Source organism: Bacillus sp. TSO22 (assembly GCF_020223595.1).
Classification (GTDB): domain Bacteria; phylum Bacillota; class Bacilli; order Bacillales; family Bacillaceae; genus Bacillus; species Bacillus inaquosorum.
Map to the genome: position 1 here is coordinate 114,578 of NZ_JAHAWO010000012.1, position 23,886 is coordinate 138,463.

General features: G+C 47.1%; 21 protein-coding genes and 3 pseudogenes. 12 read left to right on the forward strand and 12 right to left on the reverse strand.

The window, feature by feature from the left end; genetic code table 11:
- Position 1: 1 nt before the first annotated feature.
- Positions 2-1,453: pseudogene (gene pdxR / locus KHQ79_RS14590) on the reverse strand (MocR-like pyridoxine biosynthesis transcription factor PdxR).
- A gap of 78 nt (positions 1,454-1,531) precedes the next feature.
- Between pdxR and KHQ79_RS14595 the strand changes: the two are divergent.
- Together KHQ79_RS14595 and KHQ79_RS14600 are read left to right on the forward strand one after the other, a co-directional pair.
- Positions 1,532-2,181: pseudogene (locus KHQ79_RS14595) on the forward strand (LysE family transporter).
- 49 nt (positions 2,182-2,230) lie between these two features.
- A complete protein-coding gene (locus KHQ79_RS14600) occupies positions 2,231-2,740 on the forward strand; it encodes a DinB family protein (RefSeq protein WP_225515785.1) in 510 nt (169 codons plus the stop codon).
- A 41-nt stretch (positions 2,741-2,781) separates the two neighbouring features.
- On the opposite strand, the gene iolX is transcribed toward KHQ79_RS14600, so the two are convergent.
- From iolX to KHQ79_RS14615, 3 genes are all read right to left on the reverse strand, one after another.
- A complete protein-coding gene (gene iolX, locus KHQ79_RS14605) occupies positions 2,782-3,810 on the reverse strand; it encodes a scyllo-inositol 2-dehydrogenase (RefSeq protein ID WP_225515787.1) in 1,029 nt (342 codons plus the stop codon).
- A 208-nt stretch (positions 3,811-4,018) separates the two neighbouring features.
- Positions 4,019-5,032 (reverse strand): transcriptional regulator DegA, encoded by a 1,014-nt coding sequence (gene degA, locus KHQ79_RS14610; protein WP_225515789.1) that lies wholly within the window; start codon positions 5,030-5,032, stop codon positions 4,019-4,021.
- Positions 5,033-5,049: 17 nt separating this feature from the next.
- Positions 5,050-5,913, reverse strand: a complete 864-nt coding sequence (locus KHQ79_RS14615) for an AraC family transcriptional regulator (RefSeq protein WP_060398337.1) — start codon at positions 5,911-5,913, stop codon at positions 5,050-5,052.
- 123 nt (positions 5,914-6,036) lie between these two features.
- On the opposite strand from KHQ79_RS14615, the gene KHQ79_RS14620 reads away from it, so the two are divergent.
- Positions 6,037-7,404, forward strand: a complete 1,368-nt coding sequence (locus KHQ79_RS14620; RefSeq protein ID WP_088111177.1) for an MATE family efflux transporter — start codon at positions 6,037-6,039, stop codon at positions 7,402-7,404.
- Positions 7,405-7,432: 28 nt separating this feature from the next.
- Here KHQ79_RS14620 and KHQ79_RS14625 read toward each other — a convergent pair.
- Together KHQ79_RS14625 and asnB are read right to left on the reverse strand one after the other, a co-directional pair.
- Positions 7,433-8,262, reverse strand: a pseudogene (locus tag KHQ79_RS14625) (phytoene/squalene synthase family protein).
- A gap of 81 nt (positions 8,263-8,343) precedes the next feature.
- On the reverse strand, positions 8,344-10,188 hold the full coding sequence (asnB, locus tag KHQ79_RS14630) for an asparagine synthase (glutamine-hydrolyzing) (protein ID WP_225515791.1): 1,845 nt from the start codon (positions 10,186-10,188) through the stop codon (positions 8,344-8,346).
- A gap of 169 nt (positions 10,189-10,357) precedes the next feature.
- Between asnB and KHQ79_RS14635 the strand changes: the two genes are divergently transcribed.
- Complete coding sequence (locus tag KHQ79_RS14635; protein WP_019258005.1) at positions 10,358-10,915, forward strand: DUF2777 domain-containing protein; 558 nt, start codon at positions 10,358-10,360, stop codon at positions 10,913-10,915.
- A 32-nt stretch (positions 10,916-10,947) separates the two neighbouring features.
- Here KHQ79_RS14635 and wprA read toward each other — a convergent pair whose 3' ends face one another.
- From wprA to KHQ79_RS14650, 3 genes are all read right to left on the reverse strand, one after another.
- On the reverse strand, positions 10,948-13,632 hold the full coding sequence (wprA, locus tag KHQ79_RS14640; RefSeq protein ID WP_225515793.1) for a cell wall-associated protease WprA: 2,685 nt from the start codon (positions 13,630-13,632) through the stop codon (positions 10,948-10,950).
- Between the two features lie 165 nt (positions 13,633-13,797).
- On the reverse strand, positions 13,798-14,154 hold the full coding sequence (locus KHQ79_RS14645) for a YisL family protein (RefSeq protein WP_003239401.1): 357 nt from the start codon (positions 14,152-14,154) through the stop codon (positions 13,798-13,800).
- Between the two features lie 114 nt (positions 14,155-14,268).
- A complete protein-coding gene (locus tag KHQ79_RS14650; RefSeq protein WP_019258003.1) occupies positions 14,269-15,174 on the reverse strand; it encodes a fumarylacetoacetate hydrolase family protein in 906 nt (301 codons plus the stop codon).
- A gap of 154 nt (positions 15,175-15,328) precedes the next feature.
- On the opposite strand from KHQ79_RS14650, the gene KHQ79_RS14655 reads away from it, so the two are divergent.
- The 8 genes from KHQ79_RS14655 (at position 15,329) to KHQ79_RS14690 (ending at position 18,919) form a co-directional block, all read left to right on the forward strand.
- Entirely contained in the window at positions 15,329-16,252 is a 924-nt protein-coding gene (locus tag KHQ79_RS14655; RefSeq protein WP_225515795.1) for a CotH kinase family protein, read from the forward strand.
- A 142-nt stretch (positions 16,253-16,394) separates the two neighbouring features.
- Entirely contained in the window at positions 16,395-16,565 is a 171-nt protein-coding gene (locus KHQ79_RS14660; RefSeq protein WP_003239407.1) for an aspartyl-phosphate phosphatase Spo0E family protein, read from the forward strand.
- 421 nt (positions 16,566-16,986) lie between these two features.
- Entirely contained in the window at positions 16,987-17,208 is a 222-nt protein-coding gene (locus KHQ79_RS14665) for a spore germination protein (RefSeq protein ID WP_003239409.1), read from the forward strand.
- A gap of 13 nt (positions 17,209-17,221) precedes the next feature.
- Positions 17,222-17,455, forward strand: coding sequence for a spore germination protein GerPB (locus KHQ79_RS14670; RefSeq protein ID WP_003239410.1), 234 nt, complete (start codon positions 17,222-17,224; stop codon positions 17,453-17,455).
- 23 nt (positions 17,456-17,478) lie between these two features.
- Positions 17,479-18,096 carry a spore germination protein GerPC gene (gerPC, locus tag KHQ79_RS14675; protein ID WP_060398332.1) on the forward strand — a complete coding sequence of 206 codons (618 nt, stop codon included), beginning with the start codon at positions 17,479-17,481 and terminating at the stop codon, positions 18,094-18,096.
- On the forward strand, positions 18,093-18,275 hold the full coding sequence (gene gerPD / locus KHQ79_RS14680; RefSeq protein WP_019258000.1) for a spore germination protein GerPD: 183 nt from the start codon (positions 18,093-18,095) through the stop codon (positions 18,273-18,275). The genes gerPC and gerPD overlap by 4 nt, the downstream gene beginning before the upstream one ends.
- On the forward strand, positions 18,268-18,669 hold the full coding sequence (locus KHQ79_RS14685; protein WP_032732143.1) for a spore germination protein GerPE: 402 nt from the start codon (positions 18,268-18,270) through the stop codon (positions 18,667-18,669). The genes gerPD and KHQ79_RS14685 overlap by 8 nt, the downstream gene beginning before the upstream one ends.
- Positions 18,670-18,700: 31 nt before the next feature.
- Positions 18,701-18,919, forward strand: a complete 219-nt coding sequence (locus tag KHQ79_RS14690) for a spore germination protein (protein WP_003239412.1) — start codon at positions 18,701-18,703, stop codon at positions 18,917-18,919.
- Between the two features lie 36 nt (positions 18,920-18,955).
- Here KHQ79_RS14690 and hlpB read toward each other — a convergent pair whose 3' ends face one another.
- Genes hlpB through sbcD form a run of 3 tightly spaced genes read right to left on the reverse strand, consistent with a single transcriptional unit; the run spans position 18,956 to position 23,836 of the window.
- The gene (gene hlpB / locus KHQ79_RS14695) at positions 18,956-19,258 is read right to left on the reverse strand and encodes an HNH nuclease-like protein HlpB (protein ID WP_044427342.1); all 303 of its coding nucleotides are present in this window, start codon (positions 19,256-19,258) and stop codon (positions 18,956-18,958) included.
- 13 nt (positions 19,259-19,271) lie between these two features.
- Entirely contained in the window at positions 19,272-22,664 is a 3,393-nt protein-coding gene (gene sbcC, locus KHQ79_RS14700) for an exonuclease subunit SbcC (RefSeq protein ID WP_225515797.1), read from the reverse strand.
- Entirely contained in the window at positions 22,661-23,836 is a 1,176-nt protein-coding gene (gene sbcD / locus KHQ79_RS14705) for an exonuclease subunit SbcD (protein ID WP_044427338.1), read from the reverse strand. Before sbcD ends, sbcC begins: the two co-directional genes overlap by 4 nt.
- Positions 23,837-23,886: the final 50 nt, after the last annotated feature.

Below are 23,886 nucleotides of genomic sequence, written 5' to 3' on the forward strand. Positions count from 1 at the left end.
CTTAGAACATCAGGCGGCGGGCTGTATCAGCTGCCGCTTTAATGCCTGTTTCCAAATCCGCAATAGATGCATAGGAATATGACAGCCTGATGCTGTTTCGGTCTTCGCCGTCATAAATGGAACCGGGATTCACCAGCACCTGCTGTTTCAGCAATTCATGAAAGAAACGGCTGATAGGCAAGGTTTTGTGAAATGTAACCCAAATATAAAAGCCTCCGGCGGGAATCCGCCACGTCGCGATGTCCCCTGCATACTGCTTAAGAAAATGAAGCGCCGCGTCTCTCCTTTGTTTTAGCACCCTCCGTATCCTTGTCAGATGCTCTTCATAATACCCCTGTGACAGCCACTCGGCAGCAGCCCACTGGGACAGGCCGCTCGATCCGTAGTCTGTCTGCATTTTAATGTCTGCCAGCCTTTCAATGACCGGCTCCGGTCCGACAAGCCAGCCGATTCGAAGGCCGGGGCTCACTGTTTTTGAAAAAGTGCCCAGATACAGAATATTGCCTTCATGATCCATTGCTTTTAAGGGCTGCGGCGGTTTTTCTTCAAACCATATATCACCGTATGCATCATCCTCAATGATCGGCAGCTGCTCTTTTTTTGAAAGACTGATGATCTCTTTCCTTCGCTGTTCTGACATGACAATGCCTGTCGGATTATGAAACGACGGAATCGTGTAAAGCAGCTGTCCTCCGTATTGTTTTCGATAAGAAGAAACAAGCCCCGCTTTGATACCTGCTTCATCCATCGGCAAGCTGCGAAGCCGCATCCCCGCTGATTGAAACACATGCAAAGATTGAAGATAAGAAGGTTTTTCAGTCAAAATGACAGAACCTCGTTTTAAAAGCCCGATCGAGATGAGCTGAAGCGCCTGAAGCGCGCCAGACACAATTAAAATCGCTGATGGTGACACATGGATCTGCTTTCCTTTTCAATGCTCCGCCACCGCCTCCCGCAGCTGACGGTTTCCTTTCGGCTGCTCGTACCCTAAAGACAGAGCGTGCGGATTGATCTGCTGAAACATCCGGCGCATTGTATCAGCAGGCAGCAGATCCGGTGAAAGCTCTCCTGTGCCTAATCTGATGATATCCGCTCTTGGTTCATTTTGATTTATATCCTGAATGATAGAAGAATTAGGGTGATGAATTCCTGAACGGACGTAATCGCTCCAATCGAGCGGAGGCTCAGCGGCCAGCACGCTCCAAGTACTGTTTACAACCTTCGTGCCTCCTCCTCTCCTCCCCTCTAACAGGCCTTGAGACGTGAGTTCATCAATGGCTGCTGTCACTGTGCTGCGGTTGACTTGAAACATGTCGGCCAGCGTTCTCTGTGAAGGGATTTTCGTCCCTACAGCCCACTCTCCGTGAAGAATTTTGTCTTTCATGTATTGTTCAATCTGCCGATGCAGCGGAATATCCGAATCTCGGCTTGGCTGCCATTGCGACATAGTCATGCCCCCTTTTTCACATTATACATTTGGCTGGTTCCTAACCCAACCAAATGGCCGGAGACATGATAGAAAATCTCCCTTATGATTGAAACAACAGATGTGAAGGGAGTTTTTTCAGCATGAATGCAATCATCCACGGAGTTGTGCTAGCGTTTGGCTTGATTTTGCCGCTGGGAGTCCAGAATGTGTTTATTTTTCAGCAAGGAGCGTGGCAAATGCATATTTGGCGGGCACTCCCCGCCGTCATCAGCGCTTCTGTCTGCGATACCCTGCTCATTGTGTCAGCGGTTGCTGGTGTATCTGTCATTGTGCAGCAGGTGCCTATTTTTGAAACGGTAATGATGGCCGGGGGATTTTTATTTCTCCTCTATATGGGCTGGGTGACATGGAGCAGCCGTCCGAAAGCAAACCAAAATGAGAAAAATACGTTCACAGCGAAAAAACAAGCTGCGTTTGCGGCCGCCGTTTCTCTATTAAACCCACACGCTATTTTGGACACGATCGGCGTCATCGGCACGAGCTCGCTCCAATATTCGGGGCTTGAGAAATGGCTCTTTATGGCTGCCTGTGTCACTGTCTCTTGGTTTTGGTTTATCAGTCTTGCGATAGCGGGCCGGCTGTTTCAGACGATAGATACGAGCGGCAGGCTTATGCTGATTGTAAACAAATGCTCTGCAGTGGTGATGTGGGCAGCAGCAGGATATTTCGGGGCATCGCTCTTCCGCAATTGAAGGAAAAACAATTGAAACAGCGAATGTCTTAGAAAAGGAGGCAATGCTAATGACTGATGCAAAACAGTTTTATGACTACCATTCTTGGGCAAACAAGCGAATATTTAACCATATCGAAAAACTGCCAGAGGAAACTGCTTATCAAGAAGTAAAGAGCGTATTCCCTTCTGTCAGCGACGTGCTGCTTCATATGTGCAGGGCTGACTACATTTGGCTGAACGTTCTTTCGGAAGTTGCCTACCAAGAGATCATAGACAGCGTAGGCAAATTCGAGTCCGCGCAAGGTGATATGGCAGCGATTAAACAGCATGCTTCCGAGTTGGAGGCACAGTATCATGATTTCTTCAGCCGACAGATAGACTTGGAACAGACCTTCTCAATGAAACATCCGAAACTCGGGACACTGGAAACAACCTATGCAGACATCATCCTGCATGTCGTCAATCACGGCACTTATCACAGAGGGAACGTGACTGCAATGCTGAGACAGCTTGGCCATTCAGGCGTACCTACTGATTATGTGTACTATTTATATGAAAAGAGCGAAAGCAAGGGTTAAGCTGCCCTTGCTTTTTTGATCGGAATAAGAATTAACAACGCTTACAAACCGGTGCAAGCACGCTTCACATCCAGCTGTACGGGCCTGCCGCTTCGATACGAATTGGTCGCAGCAATGCCGACTTCTAAATTGATCGTTGCATCGACATCCGTCACAATCGGCGTTGTTCCATTCCGGACACACTCGGCGAAATGCTGCAACTCTAAGCAGTAGGCTTCATGAAAACGAGTTTGAAAGTCTGGGATAATATCATAGCTGCTCCCTTTCGCTGACAGGATGTTCACATGTTGATTTCTCAATGTCCCTATGAAAATACTGCCCTCTGTCCCAATAACTTCCGCACGGATGTCATGTCCGTATGGAGAGGTTCTGCTTGCCTCGACATCTCCCGCTGCGCCGGAGTCAAATTCTATATACGTCAGCGCCTGATCCACATCGCCGTACTGCTCCATAAACGGGTTGTTCAAAATCCTGCCGTGTCCCGAAACAGAAGTGATCTCCGCACCGAGCAAATAACGGGCAATATCATAGTCATGGATAGAGCAGTCAATAAAGATCCCGCCGCTGTGTTTGATAAACTCTGCGGGAGGCGCTCCTTGATCGCGCGTAAACCCTTTATAATAGATGGGTTTGCCGATTTCCCCAGCGTCGATCCGCCGTTTGGCATCTGCGTACGCGGGATCGAACCGCCTCATAAAGCCGACTTGGCAAATGACACCTGTCTCTTTCACTTTTTCAGAAACTGCTTTTGATTCCTCAAGGCTTAATGTCAGCGGTTTTTCAACGAAGATTTGCTTACCGTTCTCCGCTGCTTTGATGATCATATCGCCATGTGTGCTTGTCGGCGTTACGATAATGACAGCGTCAATGCCGGGATCTTCTAACAACTCGTATGGGTCCTCTGACCATCCTTCGATACCGAATTCTCTGGCCACCTGCTCCGCTCTCCCTTTCAACGGGTCACCGACACTGACCAGTTTTGCCCCCGGAACACTGGTGACGAGATTTTTCGCATGATAATAACCGAGCCTTCCTAACCCCAATACTGCGCATCTTACTTGATGTTCCACGTCCCATCCTCTCCTTTATCTCATTTCAGGATCGCTTTGAGAAAGCGCTTTCTCTTGCCAGCTAAAAAAACAGCGGTTCAATCCGCTTTAACACATTGCGCAAGCGCTTTCTCAAATGATGATTTCATTTTACACCGCCTCTTGTTAACACGCAATATGTTTTTTAGCTTCAACTGTCAAAATGAAAAGAACCCGCTCATTTGCGGGCTCATGTTTTGAGTGGTGCTGTAGAATGTCTGACCACAAGCTCAGGCGGCAGCACTATTTTTTGTTTCGTCTTTCGTTTTCCTTCGATTGCTTCTGCCAGCAGTTCGATGACGCTCCGCCCCATATCTTTAATCGGCTGGGCCACGGTGGTCAGGGGCGGGGCAGCCATTTCTGCAAGTATCGTGTTATCAAAACCGATGATAGAAAGGTCATCGGGCACTTTTATGCCTCTTATTCTCGCAGCTTGTATGGCGGCGCAAGCCAATACGTCGTTGAAGGCAAAAATAGCCGTTGGGGCGTTCCTGTCCAGCAATTTTCCCGCTTCTTCCTTGCCGCTTTCCAAAGAAAACCGCGTCGGGATGATAAGCGATTCATCGACAGGCACGCCCGCTTCCTCCATCGCCTGGCGGAAGCCTTTGATTCTGTTTTTTTCACCCGTCGTTGAACCATCTCCCACAATGCAGGCGATGTTCGTGTGGCCAAGTGACAGAAGATGCTTGGCAGCCTCATACCCGCCACGAACGTCATCCATCACGACAATATCCATCGGAAGCAGCGGCTTATCCTGAGAAATCATGGCAAGCGGAATTTGCTCGCTGGTGATTTCCTCCAAAGCAGACATGCTGCCATGATTCTCAATTCCTGTCGCAAAAATAATCCCGTCCACCTTTTTCTGCTTCAGCACTGAAAAATATTTCGTTTCTTTTTTCGGATCGTAATCAGTGCTGCAAATCATCATTTGAAAACCGAGCTCATCCGCTCTTTCCTCAATGCTTTTGGCAAGTTCGCCGTAAAACGGATTTGAAATATCAGGCGCCACGAGAGCGATCATATTCGTCCGTTTTCCCGTTAACGCCGCGGCGTGGACATTGGGCGTGTATGCCATTTCCTTCATGACATTCATCACCTTCTGCCGTGTTTTGCCGCTGATTCTGCCCGTATTGTTAATGACACGCGACACAGTTGTGATCGAGACCCCCGCCGCCCTTGCCACATCGTAGATTGTTGTTTTCATGTTCATCCCTCGTCTGGTTATTGAACTTTCCGGCTGACAATTTTCCGGTATTCAATTGGTGAAATGCCTTCTATCTGCTTAAAGAGTTTTGAAAAGTATGTCGGGTCTTCCATTCCGACCGTTTCCGCAATGACGCCCATTTTATCATTTGTAGAGGATAAAAGGCGCTTCGCTTCTGTCATTCTCACCCGGTTCGTGTATTGCGCCGGTGTGACGCCGAGCACCTGCTGCATGCAGCGGCTCACATAATCCTGATTATAGTGAAGGGCGAGCGAGAGATCCTTGATTGTCGTCTTCTCCTTAAAATGCTCCTGTAAGTACCGGGCCGCCTCCCAGGCAACCCGCTCTTTTGCAGATGGAATTTGAAACGCCTCTTTCTGAAGATGCAGCATCAGTTCCTCAAATAAGATTTGCTTTCTAAGCGGCAAATCGGAGTTTTCCGCAGAGTAATCTATGAGCCTTTCAAACTGCTGCGCCATAAACTGCGGGCGCTGCACCTTGCCTTTTCTCGGCAAAGCAAGTCCGTAGCGGGCCGGCTCCTCGAAGCTCCCTTTTTCCTGCTGAAGCTCAGACCAGTTGCTCCCTCCCTTTGCCGTAAATTCATATCGATGTTCATCAAAGTGAAGCCAATAATAGGAGGTTGCTTCATCACTGCCCTTCGTCCCATAGTGTTCAAGACCGGGAGAAAGCAAGATGTACTCGCCGCCTTCAACAGAGAACGATTTTTCATTTTCCGTTATATAAAGCGTTCCCTGCTTGACGTATATCAGATCAAATACAGAAAAAACGCGCTTCACATGGGTTTCTCCCTTTTTAAAAACCCCTTCTCCGGCTGCAATAAATACCGGAAAAGGCGGGACTGTAAACAGGATGCGAGGCATTTTGATCATCCTCCTTATTAAGTCGGATTTTTGCAAGAAGTATCGTTTCTCTCCCTTTTTATTATAAGGAAATGGAGGTACACTTTAAAACGTTGATTTTATTTACGAAAGGGGTTAGACACTATGAAACAAGCTGTCTTCAAATCAACTGCTTTGAAAAAACCCGCTGACAAATCGTTCTCATTATTTTCGCTTACTTGGCCGATCTTTATTGAGGTCTCATTATATATGTTTATGGGTAATGCCGATACACTCATGCTCAGCCAATACTCAGATAACAGCGTGGCAGCGGTCGGCGTCAGCAACCAGATTTTGAATTTAATTATCGTGATGTTCAGCTTTATCGCAACAGGAACGACTGTGATCATTTCACAATTTTTAGGGTCACGGCAAAAGAAAGAAGCCATGGAAGTCGCTTATGTGTCAATCGGCGCCAACTTCTTCATCAGCCTTGCCATCAGCGCCGTCGTCTTTTTCGCGGCTGTCCCTCTGCTTCATATGATGGGATTATCAAACGAGCTGATGCCTGATGCGAAGGTCTTTTTACAAGTTGTCGGAGGTCTGTCCTTTATTCAGGCTTTAATCATGACATTCAGCGCGATCTTAAAAAGCTACGGCTACACAAAAGATACAATGTTTGTCACAATCGGCATGAACATTTTAAACATTGCCGGAAACTTTGTTGTGATTTTCGGTCTGTTCGGCTTTCCTGTTCTCGGCGTCGCCGGTGTGGCCATGTCCACATCTATCGCCCGCGTCATCGGATTAATCGCGATGATTGTCATTGTCAACAAACGCATCCAGTTGAAGATGTCATTGAAAAAAGTCTTTCATATGCATAAAGAGCATTTGCGCAAGCTGCTGAAAATCGGCATCCCTTCTGCGGGAGAACAGCTTTCATACAACCTTTCGCAAATGATTGTCACTTATTTTATCGCCATCATGGGCGCACAGGCTTTGACAACAAAAGTGTATACGCAAAATATTACGATGTTTATTTTGCTGTTTGGCACTGCAATCAGCCAGGGCACACAAATTTTAATCGGCCGCTATATCGGCGGCAAACAGTTTGATGCCGCGTATGAGCGCTGCATGAAGAGCTTATATTGGGCACTCGGAATTGCTGCGGCCACATCGGTTTTGATGACGATCTTTTCAAAAGACCTGATCGGCATCTTTACACAAAGCCCTGATATTATTGCGACTGCGAGTCTTTTAATTGCCATGACAATTATCCTTGAACCGGGCCGCTCATTTAATGTCATTATCATTAACTCCCTGCGTGCCGCGGGGGATGCGAAATTCCCGGTTTACATGGCAATGATTTCGATGTGGGGCATCGGCCTCCCGCTTGCTTATCTATTCGGCATCCACCTCGGTTTCGGTCTTGCCGGCGTTTGGATTTCCTTTATTGCGGACGAATGGGTTCGCGGAATCTTAATGTACAGAAGATGGCGCTCCCGTATCTGGATTCAAAAAGGGATGGCGTAACACCCGGCTCAATAAGGCCGGGTGTTTTTTATATGTCAGACAGAATCCGCTTCACTTCATTCTCTGTGAGGGCGTATTGATGTTGAAATACATCATACTGCTCCGCCCGGATTTTTTCTAAAACAGCCCGGTACAAATGAAGAGCGGCTTTCACCGTTTTTTGTGAATATAACGGAAATAGCGGCAATGCATCCAGACACTCCTCAAGATAGGCTTCCGCTTCAAAAGCGATATACTCCCATGTCATAGTAAACGCCTTATTCACGACGCCATTTTGAAGGTCGTCCTCTGTATATCCAAATTGCTGCATCACCTGCCGGGGGATGCGGTTTTTTTGCTGTTGGTCCGTGCCGATATCTCTCAGAAGCCGAATCAGCTGAATCGCTAAACCGAGAGAGCCGGCTGCATGTGTAAGCTGTTCCTGATGCCGGCGCGCCATAGTCGGGAGAAGCATCAATCCGGCCGAGCCGCCCGTCTGGTATGCGTGCATGAGCAGTTCATCAAGGCTTTCGAACGGTTTATCTTCCGCTTTCTGTGCGGTAATGAACTCACGGAATGGCTCGCTGTCCAATGTAAAGGTCTGATACGCGTGGCTGAAAGCCTTCCATAAAACATGATTCCCGTTATATGTCCCGGAAAAAACATGCTCAGCCTCAGCTTCAATGGCAGATAACGCCTTCTCATCCGCATTGGCTGCCGTATGGCAAAACGCCATAACCGCCCAAGCTGCCTGCCTTTGCTTCAGCGGGAGAAACGAGAATGCTTTGTAACAGGCTGGTTCGCGGGCGCTGACGATCTGGCCGCATTGCTGATAGACTTCTTTTATCTCTGTCATTTCTTTTCACTCCTATGTATCACTGCTTCTTCAAGTCTATTATGTTTTCTCGCAATTGTATATGAAGAAAAAGCCGATTCCTTTGCGCAGAATCGGCTTTTTCTTTATCCCTCATCAATATCAATGCGATACGCTTCAAACCATGTATGAATTTGAGCAAGGTGGGCGATCAGCTGAGGCCCCTTCATGAGCTGCCCGTACCATGGAACCTTGAAGGAGGAGCCTTCCGTTTCTAAGAGCTGATCCAATTGTTTTCTATCGAGCAGGGTATGGAGCACGGAGTCCTTTTGGCTTCTGATCGTTTTCAGCCATTCGCTGACGCCTTTTGTATATTCCGGGTGGTGTGTTTTCGGATACGGGCTTTTTTTGCGATACAGGATGTCATCAGGCAAAATGCCCTCGAGCGCTTTACGGAAAATGCCTTTCTCCCGGTTGTCATGCATTTTCATTTCCCACGGGATATTCCAGACATATTCCACGAGCCGGTGATCGGCGAACGGCACCCGCACTTCAAGGCTCGCCCCCATGCTCATCCGGTCCTTGCGATCCAAAAGATTCGTCATAAACCAAAGCATATTTAAATAGAACAGCTGTCTTCTTGCTTTGTCCACACCCGTTTCTCCGTCTAATAATGGCGTTTCTGCCAAGGTTTCTTCATATTTGGCATTTACGTATTCTTTGAGATTCAATTTGTTCTGCCACGAATCAGAAAGCAGCTTGATCCGCTCCTCCGTTGACCTCATCCATGGGAAGCCCGACTCAACGTCTGCCATATGGAACCACGGATACCCGCCGAAAATCTCATCCGCGCACTCTCCCGACAGGCTGACGACAAAGTCCTTTTTGATTTCCCGGCAAAACCACAGCAGAGACGAGTCGACATCAGCCATACCAGGCAAGTCTTTGACCAGCACGGCTTCCTCCAAATGATCGACGAGATCTTTTTGGCTGATCACGCATTTGTGGTGCGTCGTGCCGAAGGCCTCTGTCATTTTTTCAATCCATGGTCCGTCATCATTGGGCTGAAAGGCACTCGCTTGAAAAAATTTATCGTTCTCTTCGTAATCAATCGAATAAGTATGAAGCGGCGCTTTCCCTTCCTTTTCAAAATGGCCTGCCGCGATCGCAGTAATGGCGCTTGAGTCCAGTCCGCCTGATAGGAATGTGCAAACCGGCACATCCGACACAAGCTGCCGCGTCACCGCATCCTGAAACAACGATCTGACATTGGCAACAGTATCACCAAAGCCATCCGTATGTTTTTCGCTTTGGACATTCCAATAACGCCAAATATTCAGCCCGTCTTTAGAAAACGTCAGCGCATGGGCCGGCCGGACTTCTTTTATGCCTTTAAATACGCCGGTGCCCGGGGTTCTGGACGGCCCAAGCCCGAAAATTTCAGAAAGTCCTGTTCTGTCCACCCGCGCTTTTATATCAGGGTGTGCAAGGATCGCTTTGATTTCCGACCCGAAGAGAAAAGAAGAGCCTTGCTTCGTATAAAAAAACGGCTTCACACCGAGACGGTCTCTCGCCGCAAACAGCAGATCGCGCTTTTCATCCCACACAGCAAAAGCAAATATGCCATTGAGATGGTCTACACAGTCTTCCTGCCATTCAATGTAGCTGTGCAGCAGCACCTCGGTATCTGATGTCCGCTCGAACTGATGGCCCCGCGCCCGCAATTCTTTGCGCAGATCTTCCGTGTTATACAGCTCGCCATTATAAATAATGGTGTACGTATTTCCTTTAAAGGTGCATGCCATCGGCTGGCGCCCGCCTTCTATATCAACGACCGCAAGCCTTTTATGTCCGAATAAAACATGATGCTCTCCCCAAACGTTAGAATCATCAGGCCCCCGTTTGGAAAGAGTGTCTGTCATTCTGTTGATCGTTTGTTTTTCCTGGACGAGCTGCTTTTTAAAATCGACCCAACCCGTAATTCCACACATGTGATATCAGCTCCAATCCCGTTTCTTTCGTAACAATTTCGTTTCTTTCAGCACCTTAGTAAGTTTATGCATCTATAGGCAGATAGTTGATTTGTCCATAAAAGAGTTGTATGGGACAGGCTTGAATTGGATAGAAAGGAGAGGAAAGAAGAAAAAGGAGACAGCATGTATGAAACGGAAACAATTGATATATACAGAGGAACGAAAGTGGGAGTACGGCACCATCCTCATCGAAGACGGCATCTGTTTAATCGAAAACGAGGAAGGCGATATACTGCTGGCGGACAGTCTCCATCACAGCCCAATCTGGATACAGCATAAAGGAAAGTGGGAGCAGGCCGGCTTTCAGGATCAATTGATTCTGGCATGCGGTGAAGAAAACATCACCCTTTCCGGCGGAGAACGCATCCGCTATGAAAAATCAGTCAAGCGGCCGCTCATGGCGCTTTTAGATTCGCTTGATGACGAAACCTTTCTCGCATTTTTGCAGCACTTGCACAGCTTCGGCTTATCGGTATTCGATTGTGTGTTTTCTTATAATAAAGGCGTTTTTTCGAATATTTCGGAGGAGCAGGGTGTTTCTTTTTATCACTTTTCAAATGACACCGCCCAATGCGCGGTGCAGCATCACTACAGCAGCGAAGGGACGGGAGACCGATTCGAATGGACGGCTTCAAATGGAAAGCGATCCATTATGTATTCAGCGGTCCAGCGGGGGCGCAAATAAAAAAAGCGGTGCAGGAAGGCACCGCTTTTTGATTACTTTTCAACAACAACTTTTACATCCTTGCTTTCTTTTTTGTCTGTATCAGCAGCCGTGACGTAAAGCACCGTTCCGGCTTTTTGTTTTTTGATTTTCACCGTGAACGTTCCTTTCGCGTCAGCTTTGGCAGAAGCAATGACTTTCTTTGATTTGTTTTTCACTCTGATCATTGCCTTGCTGTTCGCCTTCCCTTTCACTGCCGTATCTTTCGTTTTCACAGCATTTACTTTCGGTGTTCCGGAAGGTTTTCCTTTGACGACGACAACTTTATAAGATGTTTTCGCATCGCCTTTTGTTGCTTTCACATACAAGACTTGATCTTGTTTTTGAGTCGGGATATTGACCTTGAACTTACTGTCTTTTCCGGCTTTGGCGCTGCCGAGTTTTTTCTTGCCGTTCATCACCTCGATCAGCGTGCCTTCCTTCGCACTTCCTCTGACGGCTGTTTGTGTGCTTTCAAGCTTGTTGACCTTGAGCTGTACATCAGCTGCGCTGACAGCCTTCATGACATTCAGCCGCCCGTAGCCTGAATGCCAGTCTACTCCAGGCGTCTTTGGAATATCAATCGGATCGCCATTATCGTCATACAATTCCTCTTCCTCGCCATCGACGCTTTCAAAGGAAATATCGTCCGCCGTCTTTTTCAAAATATCCTCTGCTTCTGTTCTTTTCAGCTTAGGGTTTTGAGCAAACAGCAATCCTGCAGCAGCGGCAGCATATGGCGTCGCCATGGATGTTCCGCTCATGTACGTGACATTCCCGTTCGGCACTAAGCTCGGGATATCAGACCCTGGAGCAGAGATATCCAGACCTTTTCCATAGTTAGAGAAATCCGCGGTCATATCCATGCGGTTCGTTGCTCCGACTGACATCACATATTTAGATGAAGCAGGATACGATAAGAAATTGGCTCCGTCATTCCCGCTGGCTGCGGCAATTAAGACATTTTTGTCAGCAGCGTATTTCAAAGCAAATTCAATCACGCGGCTGTAGCCTCCGCCTAAGCTTAAATTAATCACCTTTGCTCCTTTATCAGCAGCATATTTGATGCCGAGAGCAATTTGTTCAGTATCTCCGGCTCCTGTGGAATCAAGCACTTTTACCGGGATAATTTTCGCTTTGGCGTTCAAACCAGTCATTGAATAACCGTTATCGCTTTGTGCAGCAATAATGCCGGCGACGTGCGTCCCATGCCCCTGGTCATCCATTGCGTTGTTATTCCGTCCGACAAAATTACGCCCGAGATCGGTTCTTACTTTTCCTTTTAAATCAGCAAGCGTGCTGTCCACACCTGTGTCTACTACCGCAATTAATGTATCGTTCAGCTTACGTTTAGACAAAAATGTGCTGGCAGGCTCGTATTTCACATCCGCATTTTCAATTCCGCCGTTATCACCATTGTTTTTAAGCGGCCATTGGTACGGGTACTGAATATCCTTTGACAGGCTTTTGTATTCCTGTACAGGTTCTGCAAACTCTACGTTAGACATCTTGGATAATGTCGCAGCAGCGCTTTTCACCCGTTTTGCGCTTGCTGTGTATGTGCCGTTTTGTTTCTCATCTTTCGGCAGTTCAAATGAGTAGAGATTGTCAAACAGTTTCTTTGCCTTTTTCACATTAGAAATGTCTTTTTTCGATTGCGCGCTTGCAGAAAAGCCCTTCATTTCGTTATGTACTGACGAGAGGCTTTTATTGTCTTTCACCTTGAAAATGACCTTTTTTGTCTGAACTTCACTTTTTGCCGCAATATTGTTTTCTGTTAACACTGCTCCTGCTGTTTTGCCTTGCAGCTGCTTGATATTTAATCGTTCCGCCTGTTTCTTTATCTCCTCTTTAAGGAAAGACGGGACTGCCTGTAAAGCTTTATCGTATAGCCGGTTTATTGCTTTTTGATCCTTTTCAGTAATCTTATATGAAGACGACGCACCGTTTTCTGACACATCATCAAACAATGGCTTTAATGTCACAAGATCCTGATAAATTTCATTTCTCGCTGTTTTATTGAGTGCGAGCTTTGCCACGATAAACGGCGCCGCTTTGTAGTAAAGGCTAGTCAGCTCTTTGCCTTCTGCTGTTTGGCTCAGCTGCTCATCACGAATCGCTCTCAGCTTGTCCAGGATGCCTTTTCCCGATTTTTTTTGATCGACACTCATTTCCACCGGACAAGCTTCTTCCTCTTCTAAATCTGACGGCTGCTTTTTGGTGCCTTTATATCCAATCGTATACTTGGCTTCCGCAGCTGCTTCTGCCGTTCCGCCGTCCTCTGGTTCTTCTTCACCTAGATATTCAACTTTTACATAGTAAGGGCCGCTCCACGCGTATGGAAAATTGATTTCGCTTTTTCCATCCTCCGCTGTGTAAGAACGATACATCTCAAACGTTTCATCTTTAAGCGCTTTTTCCATACTTGGATATACAGATACATTCAGTGCTGAATCACTCTTTACGGTCAATGCCATATGTGAATGATTCTGAATATCCCCTTTTCCCGGAGTCACTTTGTACCATTTCACCTGTTCCGGTTCCTTCATGGTGCCTGTCTGTTCTTTGCCGTTTTCCAGAGCCGCCGCCTGATCGATCGCACCGGCAGCTACCGCTTTGGTTCCCGGAGAAAAAAGGCTGAAGATCAGTGCAAAAATAAGCACTGCCGCCACAAACGAGCTGAATTTTTTGCGTTTCATGATATCCCTCCTGCAAAATAATGAATCTACTTGAAGGTATCATAATTTCATAGGACGAGATACCGCTTACAGGGAATTTTAAGGTTATTTTAAATGATTTGGAATATAAGGAGGGAAATATACAAAAACCCGACTCTATCATAGAGCCGGGTTTGCGTTTTTCTATTAAAACAATCGAAAACCGATTGGCAAATGCAGGCCGAGCAGCACTGTCAGCACAAGTACAATGACGAAGCCGATCCATAAGCCTCCGGTTGATTTGTCTTTTTTCTTGCGGATGAGGAGCATTTCCATCAGGCCGATGGTGATAATGCCAAGAATCATTTTTCCGGCGTATTCTCCGTTCCAGTTGGCGAAACGGACAAACAGCTCAGCTCCTGTCAAAATAATAAGGATATAGAATAACCGCAGAATCATATGAGTGATTTTTGCGCCCTTCGCACTTTGTGACGAATACAGCGAGTAGCTGACGAAAAGCAGAATCAGCGCTACCACCCATGTTGTAATATGTAGGTGTGTCATATATGTTCCCCCTATCAGATAAATTACCCCACTTATAGTACCATGAACTTGTCCTCTGCCACAAAGATAGACTCAGAAAAAACGGGCGGGTCCGAGTCCGCCCTCCTGTTTGATTCAGCCGATTTGGTTTGACAGCGTTCCGATCGGGTCAATCGTAATGTCGATTTTGTCACCTGACCGCAAGAATTTTGGCGGATTAAATCCCTTTCCGACACCGGATGGCGTACCGGTTGCAATGATGTCTCCCGCTTCAAGCGTCATCCCCTTTGAGAGGGTTTCAATTAATTCTGGAATGGAAAAGATCATATCGCTCGCCGATCCCGATTGGCGCAGCTCGCCGTTGACTCTCGTTTCAACCTTGAGGCGCCCAGGCTCCTGAATCAATGATTTATGTACAAGCACGGGTCCCATCGGACATGTCGTATCCAGGCTTTTTCCGATAAAAAACTGCTTATGCCTTTTTTGCAGATCACGCGCCGTGATATCATTCACAATCGTATATCCGAAAATATGGTCATATGCGTCTTCTTTTGATATGCGAGTGCCGCTTTTTCCGATGACGACAGCAAGCTCTCCTTCATAATCGAGCTGAGAGGTGACCTCTTCATGGCTGTTTACAATATCACCATGCCCTGTAACCGTTACTGGCGATTTTGTAAACACCATCGGATGCTCCGGAATGTCAGCCTCGCTTCCCATTTCAATCGCGTGGTCCCTGTAGTTTTTGCCGATGCAGATGACATTTTTTGACGGCTTAGGAATAGGTGCATGAAGCTTCACCTCAGATAATGAATAAATAAATGATCCCAGCTCATCATTCGGTTTCTTTGCCCACTCTGCCAGTTGCCTTGCATGCGCAACGAATTTATCCCCTTCTGCGATACATTCAATCAGCGATCCCGGAATCGTCTCAAGTTCAAACAGTTTTTTTTCAGCCTTTTGCAAATCCATAATTTTATCATCATCAATGATCAGGCCGACAAATATTCGGTTGTAAAGTTCCCCTGTCGCAAATTTCATGTTATTCCTCCATCATCTTTTAAATCAGAATGCTCCTTCATGTATTCTCTGTCGAATACTGAAATCCCTTTTTCTCGTGTCCGTTTTCATTTCGTTTCAGGACGGGCTTGCTGCACATATCATACAAATGGCGTTTTGAGGAGGAGGAAAGAATATGGAGAACATACACTTATTTTTTCATCGGCAGCAGCTGAATAGAAAAGGAGCTGCCAAGGGGCTTTTGGTGACAGACCGATCAGTTTCTCCCATTCTTCTCACACAGCGTGACAGAGCGGAAAAGGCATCCTATGAAATCAGCTGGGAGAAGTCTCTGCTTGGTGAAAACACACTTTTTTTGAATGCGGAACAGGATGACCCGTCATTGATGCGGCGCAGGCTCGCCTATTGTTTTTTTGATCAGATCGGCGTTCCTGCTCCCGCTGCCTCGTACAGCTTTCTGACCATCAATGGCCAGCCAGAAGGCATTTATTTGAGCATCAAGAACCATCTGCTAGCCGATAGGGCAGGTTACCAAGTGAAGACCGCCGATCCGAGGGTTCCGCTGTCCGTTTTCAAAGATGGATCTGCCGCGTTCTTACATGAATTTCTCATGCTGATCCGTACAGCTGGAGATGACGAATTAGCTGAGCGCATTAAAATGTATTTGGATGTCAAACTGTTTTTTCTGTGGCTGATCGGCAGCGCCTGCACCAATCAAGGCTTTTATTACACATTGTGTTTAAACGAATCCGGCCGGCTTCACGTTTCCCCGATAGAGACCAGATCGCTTGCCGCACACGGAAGATCTGACGAAGACCCTCTGCTGACTAAAGGGCAGACGCTCTCGTCAAGGCTTCTTTCCATTCCCGCCTTCCGGTCGCAATATCACACGTTAATGAAAAACGTGCTGAATCGGTCGTTTACAATTGAACGATTGTCTCCTTTCATCAGAGATTGGCATCTTGACATTTGTCAAAGGGCTGATGATGATCCATTCATAAAAAAAAGCCCCTTGCAATTCGAAAAGGAGCAGACAAATATACTTAGAGAAATAGAGGAGCGGCAGGACTTTTTGCAAGCACACTTAGCAAGACTATAGTCCTTTCTTCCATAAAAAAGCGCAACAAAAATTGTCGCTTTTTCAGTCAAATTGACGAAAGGCAACCTTTTCAGCAAAAATAGGTTATACTAACGATATCCTGTATTTATCAAAATAAAATTCTAGAATTGGAGATCGTGTAATGAACAGTAAAATTGAAGAAATGAGAATCACACTAATTGAAACAGCACAAAAATACGGCATGAATTCAAAGGAGACGATTCAATGCAGCCAAAAGCTGGACAGTCTGCTGAACAGCCGAATTAAAGAAGAAATGATTTTTGGGGGATATCCTGAAAACTCCCGTATGTGAATCATTTTCTATAACGATTTGAATACACCACATGTAACTCCGCTTTTTGCTCAGCACTTCAGGGATATACCTCAGGGCGAGAATGTGCCCGCCCAAAAACGGATACCGCAGCACGACATACTCCAAAAAGCATTTCCCACACGCAAAAACACCATAGAAACTGAAACAAAAATCACGCAGGCGGATAGCGGCATCCATCGCCGCTTTTCCGCTCAGTTTATTCAATACCCGCTTTTGAAATGTTTAAACATAACGGTCCAAAAAATGCGATCGCTTACATTTGAAGCCGATATGCCCCCTCTAAATTTCTCTCACACATATGTGCGTTTGTCATAAGCTATCGTGAATAGCCCAATTAAAATCAAATTCTATTTATACTTTACCTGCCTTTTTTCAATATTTCAACAAAGGATGTGCTCGTATGCCGGCCATTGTCGGAGCGTTTAAAATTAATGCGATTGGTACGAGCGGAGTCATTCACATCGGGGACTGTATTACGATTTCTCCTCAGGCCGAGGTCAGAACGTTTGCCGGTGCGGGCAGTTTTAATACCGGTGACAGCCTGAAGGTGATGAATTACAAAAACGCGACGAATGTGTATGACAACGATGCAGTTGATCAGCCGATCGTAGGGAATGCGTAAAGGAGTGTGCTTCATGAACTTTTATATTAATCAAACCATTCAAATTAACTATCTCCGGCTGGAATCAATCAGCAACTCCTCCATTCTGCAAATCGGAAGCGCCGGGTCCATTAAATCGCTTTCTAACCTGTACAATACTGGCAGCTATGTAGAAGCGGCCCCCGAAGTTTCCGCTCAGGGGGAGCCAGTTGAATTAGATGAGCCCGATACAGGAACATTGGTCCCGCTCCAGCCTCCTGGTCGTTAATCATATGAAAGAGGTGAAAGAACATGTATGATCAATCTGTTTCCTCTTACTTGCAAAACTTGAATTCCTTCGTTCAGCAGCAGGCGCTTCATATTCAGCAGCTCGAACGGCAGCTGAAAGAGATTCAAGCTGAAATGAATACGATGAAACAGCGGCCGGCCACTACCATTGAGCGTGTGGAGTATAAATTTGATCAGCTGAAAATCGAAAGGCTCGACGGGACATTGAATATCGGTTTAAATCCGACAGACCCGAACAGCGTCCAAAATTTTGAAGTCAGCCAAACGGCACCTGAAATCGGGATGATGCAGCAGGAAGAGAGCGCCCAGCTCATGCAGCAGATCCGCCAGAATGTCGACATGTACTTAACCGAGGAAATCCCAAATGTGCTGGAGCAGCTTGAAAATCAGTATGACAGCAGGCTTGACGATACAAACAGGCATCATGTCATTGAAGACATCAGAAAACAAATGGACAGCCGGATTCACTATTATATGTCCCATATCAAAAAAGAAGAAAACACACCGCCTAAACAATATGCAGAACATATCGCTGAGCATGTGAAGCGTGACGTGATCCGTGCTGTAGAACATTTTCTTGAACATATCCCATCCGAAATGAAAGGAGATGAGCAAGCATGATCTTTACAGTCATCAACCGCAACCTGGAAGTCGGGGATATCCGGATGAATGGTGTATCCAGCTCCTCTGTTTTCCACATCGGAGACACTGAATCTATCTATCTTTCTTCTATTTTCGATACGCCGCCTGAATCTCTTATCATCGGGCCGTTTGCTCCGCTGCCGTCAAATAATGCTTAAGCGTATTTCCCGCATCAGACTGATTAAATTTAACTCTCTTGGAATATCAAGTGTGTTTCAAGTTGGCGATACAAACGAAATCGATATGAAGATAAAAGTACTGGCTGTTCAGCGCTCGCTTTCAACGTTTTATGAAAATGAAGGTTCATTTAACAGAAAGGAGTACCAGATCTTTCAGCAGCAGGCAGTGAAGCCGATTCCCGAAACAGGTGTACAAAGCGCATTTTGCCACGAAGTGCCGGTCATTCATGTACGCAGCATCAAAATTCAAGGGGTCTCATCCTCTTCTGTTTTTCATGCGGGGGCGGCTTCGCATGTCCGCGGCGATGCGAGAATCAAACATATTAGACAGATTCAGTCACCGCGCTCACAATCGCCCGCCAAGAGCATATAATAAACAGAGACTTCGATAAAGGGTGTCGTTTATGCCAGCAATTGTCGGGCCTATAGCTATCAATTCCATATCGGGCGGAGTCGTAAACTTTGGTGATTCCTTTTACCTTTCTCCGAAAAGCTCTTCAAAATCTGCGCTCGGTTCGGGAGCAGGAAACACGGGAGATTTCCTTCTATTAAACAATGCAATCAACGCGACAAATTATATAGACCCCGATGTCAGTGATCAGGATATGGTTGGAAATGGATAAAAGCAGCCGCTCTGCAAAGAGAGGGCTGCTTTTTGGTCATTTTTTCTTTTTTCGTTCATTTGATTTCTTTGTTTTGATCAGCTTCTCAGGCGGCTGTTTTCTGATCCATTTGACAAACCGGGCAAGCTGCGGATCGCTTCTGAGTTCATCTATTCCGTTTAAGCGAACCGCAAGCTCTTGATTTGTATATAAGGCATGAATCTGTTTATGGCAAGGAATACAGAGCATCGCTGTCGGCAGGAACGTTCCGCCTTCTTCCTTCGGTGTGAGATGGTGCTCTGTCAGCTGGACATCGCTTCGGCCGCACAGCTCACATATTCCGGCAGTCTGCTTTGCCATATTCGGTCCTCCCTTACATCAACTCAAGTGATACCCGTGTACCGCGGCCGCTCGGTTCAGCTGGATGGACGATCAGCTTTTTCGGAAGCCGCGCCCGAAGCTCCTGCACATGGCTGATGACACCGACAGACAGATTGTCTGACTGCAGTTTTTCCAAGGCTGTCACAACCGTATCCAGCAGATCTTGATCGAGGGTGCCGAACCCTTCATCTAAGAAAAAGAACTGGAGCGGGTATTCTCCGCGAAGCTGGATCTGCGCAGACAGCGCAAGAGCGAGAGAAAGCGAGGTGAGGAAGGTCTCTCCCCCAGACAAGCTGGATACCGGGCGTTTGACGCCCCCATTCGCGTCATCCCGCATCACGAATCCGCCTTCTGAATCCACTTCAATGGCATAGCGCTGTCTCGTCAGCATGCCAAGTCTTGCTGATGCGTCCCGCGCAACGCTTTCAAGCTGCTCCTCAGCTAAAAATTCGACGAAGGTATTGCCTTTAAACACAGCTTGCAGCTTGTCCAGCCTGTCGATATGTGTTTGCCATTTTTTCAGTTCAGCTTCAATTTCGTTAAACCGTTTATGATGATCGCGAATGACGGCAAGTGCTTTCGCTGCCGCGCCTTTTTCCTCTATAGCAGCGCCAAATGCGTCCTCTGCTTCTTGTAATGCCGTAACGGTTTCGCTCCATTCGCTCTCTGATAAGGCTCTGCCGGCAAGTATCTCTGCTACACGTTTTAAGTTTGCAGCATTTTGCTTCAGTTTATCCATAAACTGGTCTATGCTGGCTTTCATCTTTTCAAGCTCATCGGCTGGAATGAGACTTTGCTCCACCTCTTCAGTCCGGGTAAAGCGGGTGCTTTTCGCATGCTCAAGCCAATCGGCTTCCGCTTTTTCCAATCTGCCCTTCGCCTCCTGCAGGGTGAGCTCGCTTGCTGAAGCGCGGCTTTTCGCCTGATTGAGTTTCATCTGGGCGCCTTGCAGTTCTTCATATAGAGATTGCTCTTTTTCCTTTAACAGCTTTAGATTCTGCTGGACAGAGCGGAGTTTGATTTCAATCGAATTTCCTTTTGCGTAATCTCCGAGTTCGTGCTCATAATCCGCTATCACGCTCTTGATGCGTTCAGCCGCATAATGAAGCTCCAGCTTTTCACGCTCAAGCTGATGCCCTGACTCCCGCAGCTTTTCCTTTTGTGCTTCATGCTCAGCAAGAAATGCGATGCTGCGCTCAATTCGTTTCTCGCATTCTTCTGCAGCCCGGTCTTTTTCTTCAATGGCTTGCTGCCATTTTTCCGCTTTATCCACAGCTTGATCCTGAAATGCTTCTTTAAACATGTTCAGGCGGCTGTCCATTGAGGCCTGAAGCTCGGCGATGATGTTTTCAATGCGGTCAGCCTCTCTTTTTTCAAAACCGATTTTTTCATTAAGCTGCTCGGCTTTTTTTAAAGACTCCTGATAGGCACTGATCATTTGTGCCATTCGTGTTTTAACAGAAAGAATGTCCTGTTTGACTCGTTTCCATTCAATGTTGGCATGATCGAATGCATCATGCACCGGCAGATTTTCGTAAGAAGCTGCTGCTTCAAGGTTCTGCGCTTGAATCGTTTGCAAAAACGGACACTGTTCAATAAAGCGCGCGGACTGTTCTTCAAGAGTGATTTTAGCTGAAAGAATCTCCTGGCTGAGAGCTGCCGCTTCCGTCAGCAACACATCTGTCTGTTTGATGTCCTCTTCAAGATTGCTGTCTAGCTCATATGTTTCATGTGCTGAGGCCGATGGATCATGATGGGTTGAGCCGCAGACTGGACAAGGTTGTCCGGCGGTCAGCTTTTCGGCTAACTCTTTTGTCAGCAGTGCCACCCTTGCTTTTTCACGCTGCGAGTGAAGCTCGTGTTGTCTTTTTCTAGCCTGGTCAGTCATATGTGTTAATGACCGTTCCGTCTCGCATACCAAATGGTACACGGTTTGTACAGCCTCATATGCCTGAATGATGTTGTTTTTTTCAGCTTCCATCTTTTGAACGAGTGTGTTCTTCTCCTCATGCATCTTCTGCAACGCAAGATTCAATGCGTCACTTCGTTTTTGCTCTTTTGTGATTTGCTCCTCAGTTTGTCTGATGCGCGATGCCATTTCTGCGGCCTGCTGACAGCTTTTTCGCTCATCAGATGTCACCTGCAGGGATTTAAGCTGCTGCTTTAATTCCGTCTGTCTGTTTTGTCCCCGTGTCAGACGGTCTGTTACAGTCTCCAATTCATTCATGACAGATTGAAGAGCTTCTTCTTTCTGCTGGAGTTCAGCCTTTTTGCGAGCTTCCTCTTGCTTGGCCTCGCTCAGTTTGATTTCGATCTCCTGCAATCGGGAAAGCTGTTCCTGCTCAGTTAAAAGCTCAGGCTCCTTCTCGCTTTTATGCCGGCGCCACTCTTCATACTCTTCATGTTTTTGATGAAAGAAACCTGTCCGGTCTGCTAACTCCTTTTGAGCAAGCGATTGTTCCTTTTCAGCTTTCTCCTCATGCTGAATCGCTTCTGCGTATCGGTCCGCATAGGGCTTCAGAGCGGCGGCTGTTTCTGCTTCCAGCAGGCGCTTTTGCAAGCTGTCTACGTGCGGCTGTTCCTCTTCGAGACGTTTTTTCTCTTCTTCGTAAGCGGATTTTTCCTTTTGGACATTCCAAATCTCCTGATGCTCCGTAAACCGCTCCTTTGCCTGATCACGATTCTTCTTCATCGCTTCCAGCCGGGCTTCAGCTTGTTCGAGAGCCTGTTCTGCCTGCTCAACCGCTTCCGAGCTCGCCTCCCCGAGACCGGACTGTTCAGCAAGCATTTCATTTTTTCTCGCATTGGCTTCCTGCGCCTGCCGTCTCAGCTTTTTCACAAGCCGGTCTCCATACTGCTCCAAATTAAATAAACGCTGAAGCATATGTCTGCGCTCCGCCCCTTTTAAAGACAGAAATTCAGCAAATTTCCCTTGCGGCAGGACCACCGCTCTCGTAAAGTCGTCGATCGTCAGCCCCAAGAGCTCCTCCACTCTTTTATTCACTTCGCTGGCTTTATCAGCCAGCACCGTATGCTCATCCTTGATTTCGATAAAGCGGCAGAGTGCCGTTTTCACCTTCATTTCATCGGTTCTCTTAAACACGCGCTCGACTTTGTAAGAGATTTGATGATTCGTCTGAAGCGCAAAGGTAAAGGAAACAGACAGCGTATCTTCCGCATGGTTTAAGATCCCGTGCGTATTATTCGCCGCCCGCTCCACCTTTCCGTATAAAGCAAGCGTCATTGCGTCGAGGATGGAGGATTTACCGCTTCCTGTCGGGCCGAAAATGCCGAAAACACCGGCACCGGAAAGGCCTTCAAAATCTATCGTCTGCTCCTCTCTAAAGCTGTGGAGCCCCTTAATGCTTAAGGCGATCGGCTTCATTTCGCATCCTCCTCTTCAACGCCTGATGCAAGCTCTAAAAACAGCTTCACCATTTCTTCATCCGGCACCGCGCCGCCAGTTTGTTTTTCATAAAATTTCTTAAAGCGGTCCTCGATCGACACATGCTTAACCTCGATCCGTTCCCGGTCTTTGTTCTGTTCTTCATAAACCGGCCTGATATGGATAAAGCCCGGGTGCGCCTTCCTCAGCCTATGAATTTCTTCAAGTGACAGCTGGTCCGCCACACGAATTTCAAGGTCAATCCAGGCATTCTGATCTCTGCCTTCATCCAGCCAGCTGTACACCTCGCTTAAGCCATTTGCCGCTTTCCACTTCACAAGAGGCTTGCCGCTTGATAATAAAACCTCATTCCAAGAGGCCTCTTCCCCCGGTTTTGCGTCCACGATTGTCACTGATTTGGCGTAGCCCGCTTCAGAAAAGCTGTAGGCGAGCGGAGATCCTGAATAACGCGCAAGGGTCCGCGCCCGCTTGATCGTTTGCGGGCGATGCAAATGGCCGAGCGCCACGTAAGCCGCACCCGCCGGCAGGCTTTCAGCAGCCACCGTATAAGCGCCGCCGACTTCAATTGGCCGCTCTGAATCCGTTTGGTTTCCGCCTGCGACATAAATATGGCTGGCGGCAACCTTCACTGCGTCTTTGCGGAACCGGCTTGTCATATGTTCAAACGCCTGCCTGATTTTCACGTCATAATGATCACGGAGCAGCTTTTCATCAAATGTATCGGAAAGCACTTCATTTAACCGCGCTTCAGATGGGTACGCCAGTGCTCCGACAGCCAAAAGCTCCCCAGTTGAAGGCACTTCAATATGAAGCGGTTCTGTTGTCGGATAGCCGATTAAATAAATGCCGTTTTCATGTGTTAGCGGTGAAGCGGCGGACAAACGGTCAGGATTATCATGGTTTCCGGCAATGATAACAATCGGGCGCTTCCCCCTGTCACTGAGCGCAGACAAGCTTTCATAAAACAGCTGCTCGGCTAAAGCCGGCGGGTTCACGGTGTCAAACGCGTCTCCCGCCATTATAATGGCATCGATCTGCTCTTCCTTTACAATCGTATTCAGTTCATCAAGCACATCGGCCTGTTCACTCAGCCTGCTTCTTCCTTCAAGTGTTTTTCCAAGATGCCAGTCAGCCGTATGTAAAATCCGCAAATGCTTTCACCTCTCTTTTGTATAGAAAACGAGATCCGCTCCGCCTGAAT